At 57.6% G+C, this 17,276-nt stretch carries 13 protein-coding genes; 8 read left to right on the top strand and 5 right to left on the bottom strand.

The window, feature by feature from the left end:
- Positions 1 to 13 precede the first annotated feature (13 nt).
- The gene (locus tag KGD89_RS13130) at positions 14 to 1,708 is read left to right on the top strand and encodes a cyclic peptide export ABC transporter (protein ID WP_025260242.1); all 1,695 of its coding nucleotides are present in this window, start codon (positions 14 to 16) and stop codon (positions 1,706 to 1,708) included.
- A gap of 68 nt (positions 1,709 to 1,776) precedes the next feature.
- Here KGD89_RS13130 and KGD89_RS13125 read toward each other — a convergent pair whose 3' ends face one another.
- Both KGD89_RS13125 and KGD89_RS13120 read right to left on the bottom strand, forming a co-directional pair.
- On the bottom strand, positions 1,777 to 2,712 hold the full coding sequence (locus KGD89_RS13125; RefSeq protein ID WP_025260241.1) for a magnesium transporter CorA family protein: 936 nt from the start codon (positions 2,710 to 2,712) through the stop codon (positions 1,777 to 1,779).
- A gap of 26 nt (positions 2,713 to 2,738) precedes the next feature.
- Positions 2,739 to 4,295 (bottom strand): RimK family protein, encoded by a 1,557-nt coding sequence (locus KGD89_RS13120; RefSeq protein WP_236249409.1) that lies wholly within the window; start codon positions 4,293 to 4,295, stop codon positions 2,739 to 2,741.
- 117 nt (positions 4,296 to 4,412) lie between these two features.
- Here KGD89_RS13120 and KGD89_RS13115 point away from each other — a divergent pair, with 117 nt between their 5' ends.
- The gene (locus KGD89_RS13115) at positions 4,413 to 5,501 is read left to right on the top strand and encodes a GNAT family N-acetyltransferase/peptidase C39 family protein (protein WP_025260239.1); all 1,089 of its coding nucleotides are present in this window, start codon (positions 4,413 to 4,415) and stop codon (positions 5,499 to 5,501) included.
- Positions 5,502 to 6,007: 506 nt separating this feature from the next.
- Here KGD89_RS13115 and KGD89_RS13110 read toward each other — a convergent pair.
- On the bottom strand, positions 6,008 to 6,919 hold the full coding sequence (locus tag KGD89_RS13110; protein ID WP_025260237.1) for an AraC family transcriptional regulator: 912 nt from the start codon (positions 6,917 to 6,919) through the stop codon (positions 6,008 to 6,010).
- A gap of 103 nt (positions 6,920 to 7,022) precedes the next feature.
- On the opposite strand from KGD89_RS13110, the gene KGD89_RS13105 reads away from it, so the two are divergent.
- From KGD89_RS13105 to KGD89_RS13085, 5 genes are read left to right on the top strand one after another with little or no spacing between them, the layout of a single operon-like run.
- Positions 7,023 to 7,583 (top strand): carboxymuconolactone decarboxylase family protein, encoded by a 561-nt coding sequence (locus KGD89_RS13105; protein WP_025260236.1) that lies wholly within the window; start codon positions 7,023 to 7,025, stop codon positions 7,581 to 7,583.
- Between the two features lie 22 nt (positions 7,584 to 7,605).
- Entirely contained in the window at positions 7,606 to 8,676 is a 1,071-nt protein-coding gene (locus KGD89_RS13100) for an acyl-CoA dehydrogenase family protein (protein ID WP_025260235.1), read from the top strand.
- Positions 8,673 to 9,518 (top strand): ABC transporter ATP-binding protein, encoded by an 846-nt coding sequence (locus KGD89_RS13095; protein ID WP_025260234.1) that lies wholly within the window; start codon positions 8,673 to 8,675, stop codon positions 9,516 to 9,518. The genes KGD89_RS13100 and KGD89_RS13095 overlap by 4 nt, the downstream gene beginning before the upstream one ends.
- The gene (locus tag KGD89_RS13090) at positions 9,484 to 10,683 is read left to right on the top strand and encodes an ABC transporter substrate-binding protein (RefSeq protein WP_025260233.1); all 1,200 of its coding nucleotides are present in this window, start codon (positions 9,484 to 9,486) and stop codon (positions 10,681 to 10,683) included. Before KGD89_RS13095 ends, KGD89_RS13090 begins: the two co-directional genes overlap by 35 nt.
- A gap of 5 nt (positions 10,684 to 10,688) precedes the next feature.
- Entirely contained in the window at positions 10,689 to 11,444 is a 756-nt protein-coding gene (locus KGD89_RS13085) for an ABC transporter permease (protein ID WP_038400412.1), read from the top strand.
- 40 nt (positions 11,445 to 11,484) lie between these two features.
- On the opposite strand, the gene KGD89_RS13080 is transcribed toward KGD89_RS13085, so the two are convergent.
- Both KGD89_RS13080 and KGD89_RS13075 read right to left on the bottom strand, forming a co-directional pair.
- Positions 11,485 to 12,309 (bottom strand): class I SAM-dependent methyltransferase, encoded by an 825-nt coding sequence (locus KGD89_RS13080; RefSeq protein WP_025260231.1) that lies wholly within the window; start codon positions 12,307 to 12,309, stop codon positions 11,485 to 11,487.
- 231 nt (positions 12,310 to 12,540) lie between these two features.
- A complete protein-coding gene (locus KGD89_RS13075) occupies positions 12,541 to 14,655 on the bottom strand; it encodes a TonB-dependent receptor family protein (RefSeq protein WP_025260230.1) in 2,115 nt (704 codons plus the stop codon).
- A gap of 508 nt (positions 14,656 to 15,163) precedes the next feature.
- Here KGD89_RS13075 and KGD89_RS13070 point away from each other — a divergent pair.
- Complete coding sequence (locus KGD89_RS13070) at positions 15,164 to 17,275, top strand: TonB-dependent receptor family protein (RefSeq protein ID WP_025260229.1); 2,112 nt, start codon at positions 15,164 to 15,166, stop codon at positions 17,273 to 17,275.
- Position 17,276 lies beyond the last annotated feature (1 nt).

The raw sequence follows: 17,276 nt of genomic DNA, 5'->3' as shown, positions 1-17,276 counted from the left end.
AGGATATTGAGCAATGAGCAACGAGCAAGAGAAAAAGCCCAGTCCGGGTTCGATCATGCGCCTGTTATGGCGCAGCCATCCCTGGCTGACCCTCTTTACCCTGGTGACCGGTGTCATCAGCGGGGTCGCTTCGATTGCAGTGGTCAACGTGATCAACCAGGCCATCCACATGGAAGGCTCGCGGACCCATGTGTTGTACTGGTTTATCGGCCTGAGCGCCGTCGCGTTCATCTTTCGCAATGCTGCGGCGTTCTTTCCGGCTTATGCAAGCATGCACATCATGACCCGGCTGCGCATCGCGCTGTGCCGCAAGATTCTGCGCACGCCTCTTGAAGAAGTGGACAAACGCGGCCCGGCCAATGTGCTGACCATGCTCACCAATGACATTCCCCAGCTCAATACCACCCTGGTCGTGATGCCTACGGTGCTGGTGGAAACCACGGTGTTTCTGTTTGGTATCGCTTACCTGGCCTACCTGTCCTGGGTGGTGTTTGCGGTGACGTTGTCACTGATGTTCATGGGCGTGGTGCTTTATCTGTATTTCTTCAGCAGTGGCGTGAAGGTGTCGAGCCGGGTGCGTGACGAATTCACCTCGTTCAACGAATACACCCATGCGCTGGTATTCGGTCTCAAGGAACTGAAGCTCAACCGCATCCGCCGTAACTGGTTCAGTCGCTCGGCCATCGACGCTTCCTCGACCCGAGTGGCGCGTTTCAATTTTATCGAGCGGGTCTGGTTCACGGCCGGTGACAACGTGGGGCAACTCACCCTGTCGATACTGCTGGGCTGTTTGCTGTTCGCCGCGCCGAAAGTGGCAGCCCTGGACCCCTCCGTGCTCACAGCCAGCATTCTGGCCGTGCTCTATATCATGGGGCCGCTTTCTCTGCTGGTGACCGCCATGCCGATTCTGGCCCAAGGGCGTGTGGCAAGCAGCCGGCTGGCGGACTTCGGCTTTAGTATCAATGACAAGCACCCACAGGTTGTGGAAGCGGACGTGCCCAAATTGCTGCACTTCCCGCAGAAAGCCTGGAATACCATCTCGCTCAAGGGCATAAAGATGGATTACCAGAATGCCGATGCAGGTTCGGGCTTTGCCCTGGGGCCTGTTGACCTGGATATTCATGCCGGAGAGCTCATCTATATCGTCGGCGGCAACGGGTGTGGCAAAAGCACCCTGGCCAAAGTGCTGTGCGGCCTCTACATCCCGCGCCAGGGCCAGGTACAGCGCGACGGTGTAGACGTTACCGACAAGAATCGGAGCGATTATCGAGACATGTTCTCGGCGGTGTTCTCTGACTTCCACCTGTTCAACCGCCTGATCGGTCCTGACGAGAAGGAAGCGAGTACTGCGCTGGCGCAAAAATACCTGACAACTCTGGGGCTGGCGGACAAGATCAAGATCGAAGGGCACGGTTATTCGACGCTGAAGGCACTTTCCTATGGCCAGCAGAAGCGCCTGGCGCTGGTCTGTGCTTACCTGGAAGACCGACCGGTCTACGTCCTCGATGAATGGGCTGCGGATCAGGACCCACCCTTCAAGCGATTCTTCTACGAGGAACTGCTGCCTGACCTGAAACGCCGTGGCAAGACGATCCTGATCATCACCCACGACGATCAGTACTTCCAGCTGGCTGACCGCATCATCAAGCTGTCCGACGGCCAGATCGCTTCCGATGTTCACTGCGGTATTCGCGACAAGCAGGCCTGAGGCTTGCGACTCTTTGGCCCCGCCTGATGGCGGGGCTTTTTTCTACCGGGTACAACCTGTGGCTGTCGTCAGGTGCCGCTGCGAAAGAACGATTTTCTGAGCACTACCACCATCAACAGGCTCAGAAGCAGCATGCCCACAATCAGTGCCGGGAATGATATCCACCACGGGAAACCCGCCGTGATCATGCTGAACTCAGACATGCCTCCGATACCGGCGATCAGGTTCAGCGGCAGGAATACCACATTGACCACGGTCAGGTTGCGCAGTATCGAGTTCATGTTGTTGTTTGCCATGTTGCCTCGGGCGTCCATGAGCGTGGCGAACACGGTGGAATAGATTCTGGCCTGTTTGTAACACTGATCGTTCTCGATTATCAGGTCGTCCAGCAACGCGATGAAATGAGCGGGAAACCCCTGTTTCTCGGCGTGATTGTGCAAGCGTTCAAGGACCGCGCCATTGCTCTGAATCGCGTTGATGTAATAGATCAGGCTTTCACTGAGATTGAACATGTGCAGCAGGTGCTGATTGTTCAGAGACGTGTCGAACTTCTTGTGCAGTTCTCGGGCGATCAGCTTGATCACCCGCAAGTGTCCCAGATAGTGGTGCACGCTGTTGAACAGCAAATCGATCAGGATATCGAGCGGGTTTTTCAAGGGGCGATGGGTGCCCCCTGCACTGAGCAGTGAATTCCCCGCAGAAATCACCACCAGGCTCTCGGGTGAGAGCATCAAACCGAAGGACGACACCTCGAACGTCATGGCCGCTGTGCCCGAATAGCTTTCCGGCCGCTTCCAGATCAGAAAGAGCTGACCATCATGGAATTCGATTCTGGACACCTCGTCAGGGTCCAGCGCCGAATCCAGCATATGGGCGTCGACCTTGAAGGTGCGATGCAGAAAATCCCGCTCCTGCGCTGTAGGGTCCGTGCATAACAATAGCGGCGCATCCTCGGCCGTTGTTGCGTGTAGCGCCCCGGCATCGAGGCTATAGCTTTCAATCATTCTGGCGTCTCTACTGCAAAGGTTGATTAACCATGGGCCTGATGCTTGAGCTCTAGACGACGGACGAACTCCTCCAGTATCCGGTCGTATAGCTGGTCCTGAATGCAGGCATCCTCGATCCCGGCATCCAGGTTGGGGTTATCGTTTACCTCGATGACCACCAGACGCTTGTCGGTTTGCTTGAGGTCGACGCCATAGAGTCCGTCGCCGATCAGACTGGCGGCGTCCACGGCCAGCTTGACCACATCCGGGGGTACGTCTTCGATGGGGACTGTTTCGCACAGGCCATTGACTTCGCTGCCTTGAGCCTTGTGGTTATAGATTTGCCAGTGCCCTTTGGACATGAAGTACAGGCAGGCATAGAGAGGCTGACGGTTGAGCACGCCGATACGCCAGTCGAACTCGGTGTAGAGGTATTCCTGAGCCAGCAGCAATACCGAATGCTCGAAGAGTTCGGCTGCCGCTTTGGCGAGTTCGGCCTGGTTTTCTACCTTGATCACGCCACGGGAGAAACAGCCGTCCGGGATTTTCAGTACCACAGGAAACCCCAGGCGTTCGCCCACCTGTTCCAGATCGTGTAGTCGATCACGATAAAGGATCTCGGTCGCGGGCATGCCCAGATTGTGTTTGTTGAGCAGGTCGGTGAGGAAAACCTTGTTGGTGCAGCGCAGGATCGAAGCCGAGTCGTCCATGACCACCAGGCCTTCGCTCTCGGCTTTCTTGGCGAAACGATACGTGTGGTTGGCCACGCTGGTGGTTTCACGGATGAACAGTGCGTCGTATTCGGCCAGCCGCGCATAGTCTTTCTTTTCGATCAGCTCCACATCAATGCCAAGGCGCTGACCTGCATCGACGAAACGCTGAAGGGCCAGAGGATTGGAAGGTGCCAGGGCCTCTGCCGGGTCATGGAGAATGGCCAGGTCATAACGGGATTGGCGTTGTGAAACAGGCTGACGCCAGATGCGCCGATTGAAGGTGTCCAGCGCATGGGCAAAATCGTGTTGCTGTTCCTCCCGCAGCTTGTGCAGGGCTCCTACCTTGATTCCGGCGATATGCCAACGCTGGTTCTTGATGAACTCCACTTGCAGGATGGGTGCGGGAAAGGTGTCGAACAGCTGTTGTGCCAGACCTTGCAACGCTATCAGGTCGGTTTTGCCGAAATGAAAACTCAGCGTAAACCCTTCGGTTTCGCCATAGGGGTGATCGGCGATGGCGTTATCCAGTACGCGGTCCAGGTCTTCAAGTGCCAGGCCGTAGAGCGAGCGCTTTGTCAGTTCGCTGATGGTCTTGACCGAGGGGATGACTTTATGGCCCCGTGCTTCTGCCAATAACGAGCAGTAGTAACCGTGCCCAAGGTATTTATAGTTGCGGCACAGGTTGATGACTTGAACTTGCCCGCCGGGGTTTTTATAGCGTTTGTCTTCAAGGTATTCCTGGGCGGTTACTATACTTTCGCTGGGTAAATAATCGAGCCAGTCGTCACGGCGCTCGACAATAACCAGTAACTTGCTAGGGGCAAACAGTGCGGTCGGGGTTTCTTTCGTTGAAGGTAGATTGAACTCGACCTTTGGTAATATTTCCATTACGTTTGAATACACCGAAACCATGATAAAGGGGGCCTTTGCCGTGTAAGTGTTTTCTATAAAACATGTTTTGAGCAGGTCTGTCCTTTGTCGTTACGCTTTATTTACGGTAAAACCATGAATGTTAACTACCGCTTTGCTGTCGCCGAAGATATTCCGGCTCTTGAACTTCTGGAGAATCAATGTTTCGAGCAGGATCGACTGTCCCGACGCAACTTTCTGTGGATGATTCAGCGTGCCCACGCCCGGTTATTGGTCGCCGAAGACGATCAGGGCCTGATGGGGTATGCACTGGTGCTCTTTCATCGCGGCACCTCGTTGGCAAGGCTGTATTCACTGGCGATTGACAGCCGGGCCAGGGGAGCGGGTCTTGGACTGGCACTGCTTCAGCAGTCAGAGCAACTGGCCATTGAGCACGAGTGCGCGCACCTGCGTCTTGAGGTCCGCCCCGACAACCCGGCAGCTATCCGTCTCTACGAGCGTGCGGGTTACCGGCTCTTTGCCGAAGTGGACGATTATTATCAGGACCATGCCCGTGCGCTACGTTATGAGAAGCGTATCGTTTTGCCGGTTGCAGGCAGCGTCATGGCGGTTCCGTATTACTCCCAGACAACCGAATTTACCTGTGGCGCGGCGTCATTGCTCATGGCCATGAAGGCCCTCAATCCGGATCGAACCTTTTCCCGGGACGAGGAAATTCAACTGTGGCGCGAAGCCACGACTATTTTCATGACCTCCGGTCACGGCGGTTGCAGCCCCCATGGCCTCGCACTGGCTGCCTGGCGACGCGGGTTCGATGTACGGCTGCAAGTGAGTCGCACAGGGCCGCTGTTTCTGGATGGCGTACGTCGCGAGGACAAGAAGTCGGTCATGCGCCTGGTGCATGACGCATTTTGCCGGGAGCTGCAAGCCAGCGGGGTACAACAATCCCGGTCTGGCCGCCTGGACCTGCCACGGATTTTCACCGAGGGCGGCGTCCCCATCGTCCTGATCAGCAGCTACCGGCTGACACGCTCCAAGGCCCCGCATTGGGTGGTCATAACGGGCTGTGATGAAGACTTCGTGTACCTGCATGATCCCGATCTGGACCATGGTCGATACCGTCAGCGCCTGGACTGCCAACACGTTCCCTTGACGCATCAGGAGTTCGAGCGGATGAGCGTATTTGGCAAAGATAAAGTCAGGGCCGCATTAGTGCTGTTTTGAATGTCTGGCGATATAGAAATGGACACAGGCGCATCCTTATCAACGGTGCGCCTGTCACGTATCAGGACGTTTCGCTTTTGATTTAGCGTGGTTTGTTCTTTTTGGAGTAACGTGCGCCAAGAAATTCAAAAAGGAACGAAGCAAATCCAAAGAGCCCGATCATTATGATGATCATGAAGCCCAGGTCCGAGTTTTCCATTATTGATCTCCCCGCAGAATGTGAAGCCTGGAGGGTAATGCAAGGACGGGGGATAGCAATTATCTATACGGAGTCTTTACGGGAGTGTGGTGTTTTATTCGTCAAAAGATATACGGGGGTAAGCAGGCGTTATAGGCGTAATGCCGATCAGTTAAGGTACAAGCAAAACGTTTGGAAGGCAGCTTGCTGGCGAAAAAGGCCTGTGAAACCGGCAGATATTCTGCGCCTGTACACTGAAGTCGCCAGCAAGCGGCCTCTCACAAAGTGATTTATGAGCTTAACTGATCGGCATTACACGACATCCCCCTCAACCCCCCTCATGCTGCCTGCGATAAGCCCCCGGCTGTACCCCGATCGCTTTATTGAATGCCCGGGTAAACGCCGCAGTCGATTGATACCCCACGGCAGTCGCCACTTGCTCAACCGTCTTGTTCGCCTTGAGGAGCTGACAAGCGTGGCGCATGCGCAGGGCGAGCAGGACCTGGCCCGGTGACTGGCCGGCCAGTTCGTTGAAGCGTTTGAAAAAGGCCGAGCGTGAAAGGCCGGTGCAGGCGGCCATGCTTTCCAGGCCCCAGGATTGCTCCGGGTGTTCGATCATTTTTGCCAGCAGGCCTGCAAACGCCGGGTTTCTGGCCAGTGCAACCATGCCGCCCAGTGCCGGGTTGTCGGCAACGTGCTGACGGAGCACATACAGAAACAGCAGGTGGCTGAGGCGTTCGAGGATTGACGAGGAGGGTGCCGGTAGCCGCTGGCATTCCTGCAGGATCAGCTGGAACAGGCTGCGAGCGGCATCGGAGGACGGTTCGTCAGCGCGCAGTATCAGCCAGTCGGGCAGGGCTTCGATCAGCAGTGACGACAGGCCTGACTGGAAATGGAAAAAACCGCAGACCAGCCCGACGCCATCGGCTGCACTGCTGTTGAGGGCCTGCATCTCTATACGCGGCTGGCGGCGGGCGTCTTCGGGTTGTGCCTCGTTCGACAGCCGATAGTCCAGGTCGCGCAGCAGAAACACCGCATCGCCTGTGTCGAGCCGTTTTGGCTGTTCATGCCCTTCGATATGCAGCCAGCAATTGCCCTGAACCACTAGATGGAAACTGGCCCGCGCCATGCCATGGGTACTGGCATGCCAGCCGCCGCAGTAGCGACCCACGTGGAAGAGGTTGGCATCCAGCTCAAGGCTTTCTAATAACCAATCGATAACAGGACTTGATGAAATCATCTAAGGGAAACACTCAGGAGCAAGTAATTGCGACTTTAGAATATGGATTGAAATTCTTATAACCAACAGACTGGGACCCATCTTGTATCAAGGAGTCCACTCCATGTCTCGTGTCACTGTTCACTCCGTGCAAAGCGCTCCCGAAGCGGCCAGGCCCTTTCTGGAAAAGGCCCAGGCGACTTCCGGATTCATTCCTAACCTGCTTGGCGTGCTGGCCAATGCACCTGCGGCGCTGGAAACCTACCTCACCGTTTCGGGGCTCAACGCCAAGGCTGAGCTAAGTCTGGCCGAAAGGGAAGTCGTACAACTGATTGCTGCCACGACACATGAATGCAGTTTTTGTGTGGCAGGCCATACCGCAGTGGCGCTCAACAAGGCGAAGCTGCCAAGGGAAGTCGTCGATGCCCTGCGTGAACGTGGCGAGTTGCCTGAGGAAAAGCTCGAAACACTGGCTGACTTTACCCGCGCCGTCATTGCGACTCGCGGCAATGTCAGCGACAGCACTTATGAAGCGTTCCTGGCCGCCGGTTATAGCCAGGGTCATGCGCTGGAAGTGATTCTGGGTGTCAGCCTGGCGACCTTGTGCAATTTTGCCAATGTCTTTGCCAGAACACCGCTCAACCCTGAACTGGCCCAGTACCAGTGGCAAGGTCCTGAACATTAATACGCGGCACGGGAGAAACATCATGCTCGACTCCGAATCAGGCCGATGGCTGGACACACATGCCACTGCGCTTGACCTTGGCAGCCTGGACCCGGAACAGGTGCTGGCGCAACTGGTGGCCGGAGATGTGCTGGGTGTGGGGATTGATGCGGCTCAAGGGGGCAGAGGCGGTGACCTGAGCGATGCGGTGGAAGCGGTTGCAGAAGTCGCCGGTCATTCCTTGGCCGCGGCTTTCGTGTTGTGGGGCCAGCGGGCTTTTATCGAGTATTTGCTGCACAGCCCCAATGCGGCATTGCGTCAGCGTCTGTTGCCGGATTTGCTCAGTGGTGGTCTGGCGGGAGCCACCGGCCTTTCCAATGCCATGAAGTTTCTGTCGGGCATCGAGACGTTGCAGGTCAGTGCCCGTGAACAGGCTGGCAACTGGCAATTGAACGGCCGCCTGCATTGGGTCACCAACCTGCGCAAAAGCGGGTTTGTGGTGGCTGCTGCCATTGAGCATGAACAGGGCGGCAAGCCGTTTATCCTGGCGATTCCGCAATCGGTCAGCGGTTTGCAACGCACGGACGATCTGCAATTGATGGGGTTACAGTCGACCAACACGGCGGCCCTGGATTTCAAGGATGTCCAGTTGAGCAACGACTGGCTGCTGCATGGCGATGCCAGGCAGTTTCTGCCAGCAGTGCGGCCGGCGTTTCTGGGGTTGCAATGCGGGATGTCGATTGGTCTGGCACGACGTGCCCTCAAGGAAGTCGACAGTCATTTGCAGGGTTCACGTTCGGTATTGCGTGGCGAGCTGGACGAATACCGGCTCCATTTGGAGAGCGCGGTGAGTGATCTCAAGCGCGGCTTGCTCGACGGCCGTTTCCTGACCCAGCCCGCTGCCTTGTTTCGCTTGCGCATTGCCTTGGCCGAGTCTGCCGCCAATGCCGTGCAACTGGAGCTTCAGGCCAGCGGCGGCAAGGCTTTCCTGTGTGAATACGGCAGCGCTTTTGCACGGCGCTGGCGCGAGTCGGCCTTTTTGCCGATTGTCACGCCAAGCCTGGTACAGCTACGTGCCGAGCTGCGCCGACACGCCGGGGAAAACGCCGCATGAGCCGACTCCTGTTGCAGGCTTCAGCCATCGTCCTGGGGTACGAACGGGACAATGGCTGGCAAAACGTGCTGGAGAACTTTGACCTGCAACTGGCCAAGGGCGAGATCGTGTCCATTCTTGGGCCGAGCGGGGTCGGCAAGTCGAGCCTGTTGCGCGTACTGGCCGGTTTGCAGGTCCCTCGCGAAGGCACGGTGAGCCTGCTTGGCGAACCGCTGCAAGGTCCTCATCCACGAGTGGCGGTGGCTTTTCAGGACCCCAGCCTGTTGCCGTGGCTGAACCTTGAAAAGAACGTCGCCTTCGGTCTGGACTTTGCCCGTCAGCCGCAACTGACAGACAGCGAGCGTCAGGGGCGTATCGATCAGGCCATTGGCGAAGTCGGCCTGGAGCACGCTCGCAGCTATTACCCGGCGCAGCTTTCCGGTGGCATGGCGCAACGTACAGCATTGGCACGCTGCCTGGCACGCCAGCCACAAGTTTTACTGCTGGATGAGCCCTTCGGTGCGCTGGATGAAGTCACCCGTACCGACATGCAACAACTGTTGCTCAGGGTGATCGCCCGGCATGGCACCGCAGCGTTGCTGATTACCCATGACATAGATGAAGCGCTGCTGCTTTCCGACCGCATCCTGCTACTGGGCAACACCCCGGCGCGGGTTCTCGGCGAGTGGCGTATCCAGTTGCCTCAGCCTCGTGCCGAACTGGTAGATGAACTGGGCGCTCTGCGTATCGATATTCTCAAAACCCTTCGGCGGGCGAGCCGCAATCCGCAACGTCACCCTCAATCGCTGGATTTGCCGGAGAATGGCCATGTGCCTGGACGATTTCACTCACACACGTCGTGACTTTCTGAAACTCAGCGCCATGCTGACCGCAGCCGGTGCCTTGCCGTTGCTCAACAGCCTGGAAGCGAGGGCGGCTGCTGAGCCGGATGCCCCCGTTCGCATTGGTTACTTGCCTATTACCGACGCCACGCCGTTGCTGGTGGCTCACAACAATGGCCTGTTCGAGGCCCAAGGCGTCAAGGCCGAACGTCCCGTGCTGCTGCGCAGTTGGGCGCAGGTGATCGAGGCCTTCATTTCCGGTCAGGTCAACGTCATTCACCTGTTATCGCCAATGACCGTCTGGGCACGTTATGGCAGCAAAGTCCCGGCCAAGGTGGTTGCCTGGAACCATGTGGGTGGTTCGGGCCTGACCGTTGCGCCGCAGATCAACGAGGTTCGACAACTGGGCGGGCAGACGGTGGCCATTCCGTTCTGGTACTCGGTGCATAACGTGGTGTTGCAGAACCTGCTGCGCGACAACGGCCTGGTGCCGGTGAGCAAGGCGGCCACTGCCACACTGGCCGCCAACGAAGTGAACCTGATCGTGCTACCGCCTTCCGATATGCCGCCAGCCCTGGCGAGCAAGCGGATTGCCGGTTACATCGTCGCCGAACCGTTCAATGCCCTGGCCGAAGACCTCAAGGTCGGGCGCATCCAGCGCTTTACCGGCGACCTTTGGCGCAATCACGCCTGCTGCGTGGTGTTCATGCACGAGCATGATTTGAACAACCGCCCGGAGTGGTCGCAAAAAGTGGTCAACGCCATCGTTCAGGCTCAGGCCTGGACCCGGGATAACCGAGCCGAAGCGGCGAAGCTGCTCTCCAAGGACGGCGCCAACCGCTACACGCCGCATGCGCAATCGGTGCTGGACCGGGTGCTTGCGCCACAGGCCAGCGAGCGACAGGGTTATCTGGCCAGCGGTGCCATCCAGCATACGCAGTGGGACGAACATCGCATCGACTTCCAGCCTTATCCGTTCCCTAGCTATACGGAAGAACTGGTGCGTCGCCTCAAGGACACCCTGATCGAAGGCGACAAGGGTTTTCTCGCTAATCTCGATCCAAAGTTTGCAGCACGGGACCTGGTGGACGACCGCTTTGTGCGCAACAGCATCGAGGCCAGTGGCGGCCTGAAAACCTTCGGGCTGGCGAATAACTTCGAGCGTACCGAGGAGTTCGGCTTTTGAGCGAGGTGAAACGTTCAACCACCGGGCATGCGCTTTTAGGCCTGTCCGGTCTGTTATGCCTGCTTGCACTCTGGTGGCTGGGCGTCAGCGTCTTTGGTGAAACGGGTGGTCTGTCAGAGCGATTTTCGCCGGAGTCGACCTTTGCCAGCCTGTGGGAATTGCTCGGGCGGGCTGAGCTGTACGAACACATAGGGGTGAGCCTCAAGCGTATTTTCGTCGGGCTGCTGCTGGCGCTGCTGATCGGTGTCCCGCTGGGCTTGCTGATTGGCGGCTCCCGGACGCTGGAAGCGGCAACCAATCCGGCCTTTCAACTGCTGCGCATGATTTCGCCGCTGTCGTGGATGCCGGTGGTGGTGATGCTGATGGGCGTTGGCGACCAGCCGATCTACTTCCTGCTGACCTTTGCCGCCGTCTGGCCGATCCTGCTCAATACCGTGGCAGGTGTACGCCAGCTTGATCCACGCTGGCTGCAACTGAGCCGAAGCCTCAGCGCCACGCGATGGGAAACCCTGCGCAGGATCATCATTCCAGGCATTCTGGGGCACGTACTGACCGGCACCCGATTGTCCATCGGCATCCTGTGGGTCGTGCTGGTGCCTTGTGAAATGCTCGGTGTCAGCGCCGGGTTGGGCTACTTCATCCTCGATACCCGTGATCGACTGGCGTATTCGGAGCTGATGGCCATGGTGCTGATTATTGGCGTGCTGGGGTTCATGCTGGATGCGGCGGCGCGGGGGCTGCATCGACGGTGGGCGCATTGAGGGGGCAGCCCACCTTGTGTGAGGGGGCTTGCCTGCGACGCTATTTTTCCGGCTTCACAAACCTCAACGTAAACCTGTCCGACTCGCCAATCGCCACATACCTGGCCTTGTCCTGCTCACCCAGTTTCAGCGCTGGCGGCAGTGTCCAGACGCCCGCAGGGTAATCCTTGGTGTCTTTCGGGTTGGCGTTGACCTCGCTTTGCGCTTCCAGCGTGAAACCCGCATCGGTAGCGAGTTTTACGACGTAATCGGTGGGCAGGTAGCCGCTTTTCTTGATGCTTTCCAGGTCGGTGCCGTCTTTGGCGCGGTGGTCGACCACACCCAGCACTCCGCCCGGTTTCAGGACCTTGAAGAAGGCCGCGAATGTTTGCGGTGCATCATCGGCAAGTACCCAGTTATGCACGTTGCGGAACGTCAGGACCCGGTCGGCCGAGGCGGGTTTGCCGAAGACGGGTGTCTTTGGATCGAACTCGATGAATTCCGCTTTGCCGTAGCGCTCTGGATCGGCCTTGAATTTCTGCTTCAGACTGTCGGCAGCTTTCTTGTAATAGTCACCCGAGGAGGGCGCTTGCAGGGCTGCAATGTAATGCCCGTGTTCCTTGAGCAAGGGCGCAAGAATCTCGCTGTACCAACCGCCACCGGGCGTGATTTCGATCACGATCTGGTTGCTCTGCAAACCGAAGAACTTCAAGGTTTCCTGCGGGTGACGATGGCTGTCGCGCACACTGTTCTGTTTGGCTCGCCATGAACCTTCCAGCACGCTCTTGTACTGCGTATCGCTGATCGAGGTATCGGGTGCAGCCGCCTGGCTGAAGGATGAAGCGAGAAGGGTGGAAAAGCCTAAAGCAAAAATCCTGGCGTTCATGATCGTCCTTAAAATGCGTCTATGACCGGTATCGACTGTAATGGCAGATCGGTCTGGAAAATTAGACTTTGTGGCGCTAAGGATAGAACCGGGCGGGTTGTACGGGCTGCGTCTTCACGCAGCCGGTGTAGGACCGGATTCATCCGGGAAGACATTCTTCCTGATCCAGGAGATGCAGTGGATTTACAGGCCGCTTCCCGGATAAATCCGGTCCTACAGGTGGCATCAGTCTTAATACCTCACTTCAAACCCCACATAAGCCCCGATTCCATCCCCCGGATACAGCGACGCCGTATCGGCCCCGGCCACGTTGTACTGCGGCGTCACTGCCGAGACATAGGCCTTGTTCGCCAGATTCTTGAGATCCAGTGAAACTTTCCAGTCGCCCTTGGGTGCTTCGTAGCCGATGTTTGCTCCCCAAATGGTGTATGAGGGCGCATAGAAGGTATTGGCGTAATCCACTGCGGTGCGCGAGGCTGATTGTACGTTCACACCGGTGTAAACGCCGCCGTGATGCCGGTACTGCAACTCGCCCTGGTAAACATGGCTCGGGATGCCGGGCAACGAGTTGTCGCCGAACGCTTCGTCGTTGCGGTAGTGGAAGTCGTTCCAGGTGTACACCTGACGCCAGCGTAACTGGTCACCCTGAGGGTTTTCCCAGAGCCGGGTATTGAGGCCCGCTTCCACGCCCTGGTGAATGGTCGGTGAGGCATTGAAGGCCCCGGTCACTGCTGCGGAGGTCGAGGTTGCGGCGATGAACTGGACGTTCAGCAGCTCATCATGAATCCATGAGCGATACAGCGCCAGGCTGCCGTCGAAGATCCCGGACGAGCCCTTGATGCCCACCTCGAAGGTATTGGCTTTCTGTTCTACCAACGTGCGGATATAAGGCGTGGTCGGGCCGGAGCCTGAGTACTCCCACGAAGCCGGTGGATCGATGGAGCGGCTGAAGTTGGCGAATACCTGCAGTTGCGGGTTGAGTTCATAACGCAGGCCGATGCGCGGGGCGATGCTCCAGTTGTCGTAGTCCTCGTGAGTGGCGAAAGTCGTGGTGTTGGGATTGACCGCCTGATCGATATTGACCTTGCGCCGCACATTGATGAATGACACGCCGCTGGTGAGCCACAGGCGATCGATCAGGTTGAGGTCATTGCCCAGGGAGATGACCCGGTCGGAGGAGTCCTTGTAGTTGACCTGCTTGAGCGGAACCTTCGATGCCGTCGTCGAATTGACCTCTCCACGCAGATGTTGGGTGGAGGTAAAGGCAATGGAGCTGCGGCTTTCATGGCCAAACCAGCTATCGATGCGCTCGTAGCTTGCAAGCAGGTTCAGGTCATGCCAGTCCCAGTAACTGGGGTTGCTCGGGCTGTTCGGATTATTGTTGTGGGCATAGTCGTGATAGGCGAAGCCCAGGGTCAGGCGTGCATCGTCGTCGAAGGTGTAGAGGGTTTTGCTGCCCAGCCACAGGCTGCCGGGCCTGCGGCTGCCAGCGCCACTGGATTCGGCCGTGGCACTGGCGTGTCTGGGGTTGTGCTTGATTGCATCCAGGGTGGTGGCGCTGGGGTCGTCGTGGAACTCGTCGCGGTAGCGCAGCATCAGGCGGGTTTCCAGTTTCGGGCTGAAACGATAACCCAGGTTGGCAACCACGCCGGAGCTCTTGGACAGGCTGTAGTCGCGATAGCCTTCATTGCGGTAATTGTCGACGTTCAGGTAGTAGTCCAGCGGGCCTTCCACACCGCCGACACTTAGCGTCTGCTTCTGGTAACCGTAGCTGCCGACCTCTGCGCGCAAGCGCAGGCCCGGTGCGGTATAGCCGCTGTGGTTGACGAAGTTCACCGCGCCACCCAGGGTCAATGCGCCGTACTGAAAGGCGTTGGCACCGCGCAATATCTCGGTGTAATTCACGCCCGAGGCATTGAGGAATTCATAGGGTGTGCCTCCTGGCCCTGTGATCGGCAGGCCGTCGAACAAGAACTTGATGCCTTCACGAAAGTAACCGGGCGAGGTGTTGGCACCGGAGCCCCGGATGGAGATTTTCGCCGCGTCGTTACCGCCAGTGGATTGCACAAACACGCCGGGCTGATAGCCAAGGGTGTCCTGCAGGTTGGCGGTGCGGCCTCTTGCTACTTCTTCGCTGTCGACCACGCTGGTGCCGCCGGGTACTTCGGCTAGCTGGCTCCTGGCGTTTTCGGCTTCAGACTGGCGGCTTCCCTGGACGGTGACGGTGCTCAGCGTTGAGTCTGCGGCACAAGTCATGGTTGGAATCATCAAGGCGCATCCCAGCCCCATTGTGAAAGAGGCGTGGCGGATGGCCAGACGCAATCGGTCCTGTTGTATAGCGTGCAATTTATGTCTCCCAAGTTCGTCGTTAAAAGGTATCGGCGTTCTATGGGCATAGTCAGGCCAGTCTTGGGCCTTGAGCAGGTTCTGTGCCAGATGTTAGATGCCCGTAAAGTTGGTGTTTGGACGTAGGTGTTGATAAAGAAGTGATTAAAAATCGTAAAGTTTGTCGGTGGGCTGTTGCAGGGTAAACAGTAGTGGTTATATGCATATTACGGATTGTTAGCGTGTATGAATTGCATCTGTTTACAGCGAAAACCCCGCTACGCCTTTTGATTCAGAGCCTTCGCAGGTTTTTCATGCTTCAGAGCCGATCAACTGTTTGCAGCGCAACATCAATCAGTCAGTTTGTACGGTTGTTCAACTTGTTAAAAGGTGTCTGTATAGAGAAAAACCACTATTAAATTGCTGGCACGACATCTGCACTGTGAACTTTCATAACGGTTGGCGCTGTTCAAAGTCGGTCAAGTAGTGGCCATTTGAATATCGGCCTGTCAATTAAGGAGTACTTGCCGTGCAGGCGATAAAACGAAAAAGCGGACGTTATTTACCCCATCTGAGCAGCGCCGCCAGCGTGCCGATTCTGCTGGCCTTGCTCGGCCCGTTTGCCCAGGCGGCCGATGAATCGGGTAGTACGACGCTGGGCAAAGTGACGGTTACCGGCACTGCCGCAAGCGAGGCGCAGAAGGACCGCAAGCGCTTGCAGAAGGTGGCCGGCAATACCGCAGTGGTCGATAACCGTCAGGTCGAGCAGGGCAAGGCAGGCAGTGCCGAGGATGTGCTTGCCCTGCAACCGGGAGTGTTCGCCCAGGCCACCAGTGGCAGCGGTGCCAACAAGATTTCCATCCGTGGCTCCGGCCTGAATACCTTCTATCAAGGTTATGTGCTGGGGACCAAGTTCCTCTTCGACGGTCTGCCGATCACTGGCCCCGGTGGAACCCAGGAAGACTTCCTGGACATGCAGGCCGTGGATCACACTGAAGTGCTGTATGGCGCCAATGCTTCGGAATATGCAGCCCTGTCGCTGGGCGGTGCGATCAATTTCGTCAGCAAGACCGGGCGTACCGATCCGGGTAATTACGCCCGTTTCGAGGTCGGCAGCTACGGTTATCGCAAGCAGCAGTTGAGCACTGGCGGCGTGGTCGGTGACAGCGATTACTACATCAATATCCAGCACAACGAGCGTGACGGTTATCAGGACCATGCCTCCAACGAGGCCCGTGGTCTGGCGGCCAACTTCGGGCATGTGTTCAGCCCGAAACTGGAGACGCGCTTTTTCCTCAAGTACCGGGAAGAGGACCTCATCAACGGCAATACCCTGACTCGCCAGCAGCTCAAACACGACCCGCGCAGCAACCTTGTACCCACCGGACGCCGCAAGGACGGCACCACGTTTCTGGCCAACAAGACCACTTACACTTTCGACGATGGTGGCAAGCTTGAAGTGGGGGCGGCCTACAACAATTACCCATTGCTCAACGGCTGGCGCTACGCCGTTGAGCCACAGGACTGGCGTTCCAAGGATATAAACCTGACCCTGCGCTATTTCCGTACCGGCGACAGCTTTTTCGGCTTACCCAGCGACAGCAGCATCATCTTCAGTAACACGCGGGCCTATCTGGCCGACGTCAAATCCCACAGCGCCAGCACCGGCACCCAATTGCAGGAAACCAACTACACCGGCTCCCGGGACACGGTGCTGAGTTTTGGCAATGAGTTGCAACTGACTGACCGGCTATGGCTGTCTTCGGGGGTGTCGTTCATCACGATCAAACGCAAGGCCGAGATCGAGTACAGCACCCGCATCAACACCAGTGAATTTCCCGACAGTGTCGAATACACCGAGAACGACATCGCGCCACGTATCGGCCTGCGCTATCAACTGACGCCGGATTTCCAGGTGTTCGGCAATGTCAGCCGCAGCATCGATCCGCCGGTGACCTGGCAACTGGGCAGCACCGGCAACCCTTATCTGTTCGATGCCAGGCCGCAGAAGGCGACCACTTTCGAGGTGGGCATTCGCGGCAGCAAGGGTATTTTCGATGGCAGCCTGACTCTTTACCGTTCCTGGGTTCAGAAAGAGCTGTTGACCGTCGTGGTGCAGCAAGCCACTGCGACTCAGGATCAGCTCACCGCCACGTCTAATGCCAGCCCGACCATTCACCAGGGCATTGAGGCCGGCTTGAGCGCGCTGCTCTGGTCGGGTGCCAACGGCGACACCCTTGACCTGCGTCAGGCCTACACCCTCAACGATTTCCACTACCGCCACGACGACACCTTTGGCGACAACGAGCTGCCCAGCCTGCCACGTCATGTCTATCAGGCCGAACTTGCCTATCGCCAGCAAAGCGGCTTTTACGCCTCGCTCAACCTGCGTGCCGCGTCGAGTTACTACGTCGACTACGCCAATAGCTGGCAGGCACCGTCCTACGTGCTCTGGGGAGCCAAGGTCGGCTATCAGGCACCGAGCAAGAAGTGGGAGGTCTTCGCCGACCTGCGCAACCTCACTGACGAGCGTTACGCCACTGCCGCCAATACGGCCTACAACGCCAATGGCCAGGACTCGGCGAATTTCTATCCGGGTGACGCTTTCTCGGTGACGACCGGGGTGGCGTTCCGGTTCTGAA

Source organism: Pseudomonas cichorii, from assembly GCF_018343775.1.
Taxonomy (GTDB): domain Bacteria; phylum Pseudomonadota; class Gammaproteobacteria; order Pseudomonadales; family Pseudomonadaceae; genus Aquipseudomonas; species Aquipseudomonas cichorii.
The sequence above is the reverse complement of the archived record's forward strand: the minus strand, read 5'-3'. Positions and strand labels throughout refer to the sequence as shown.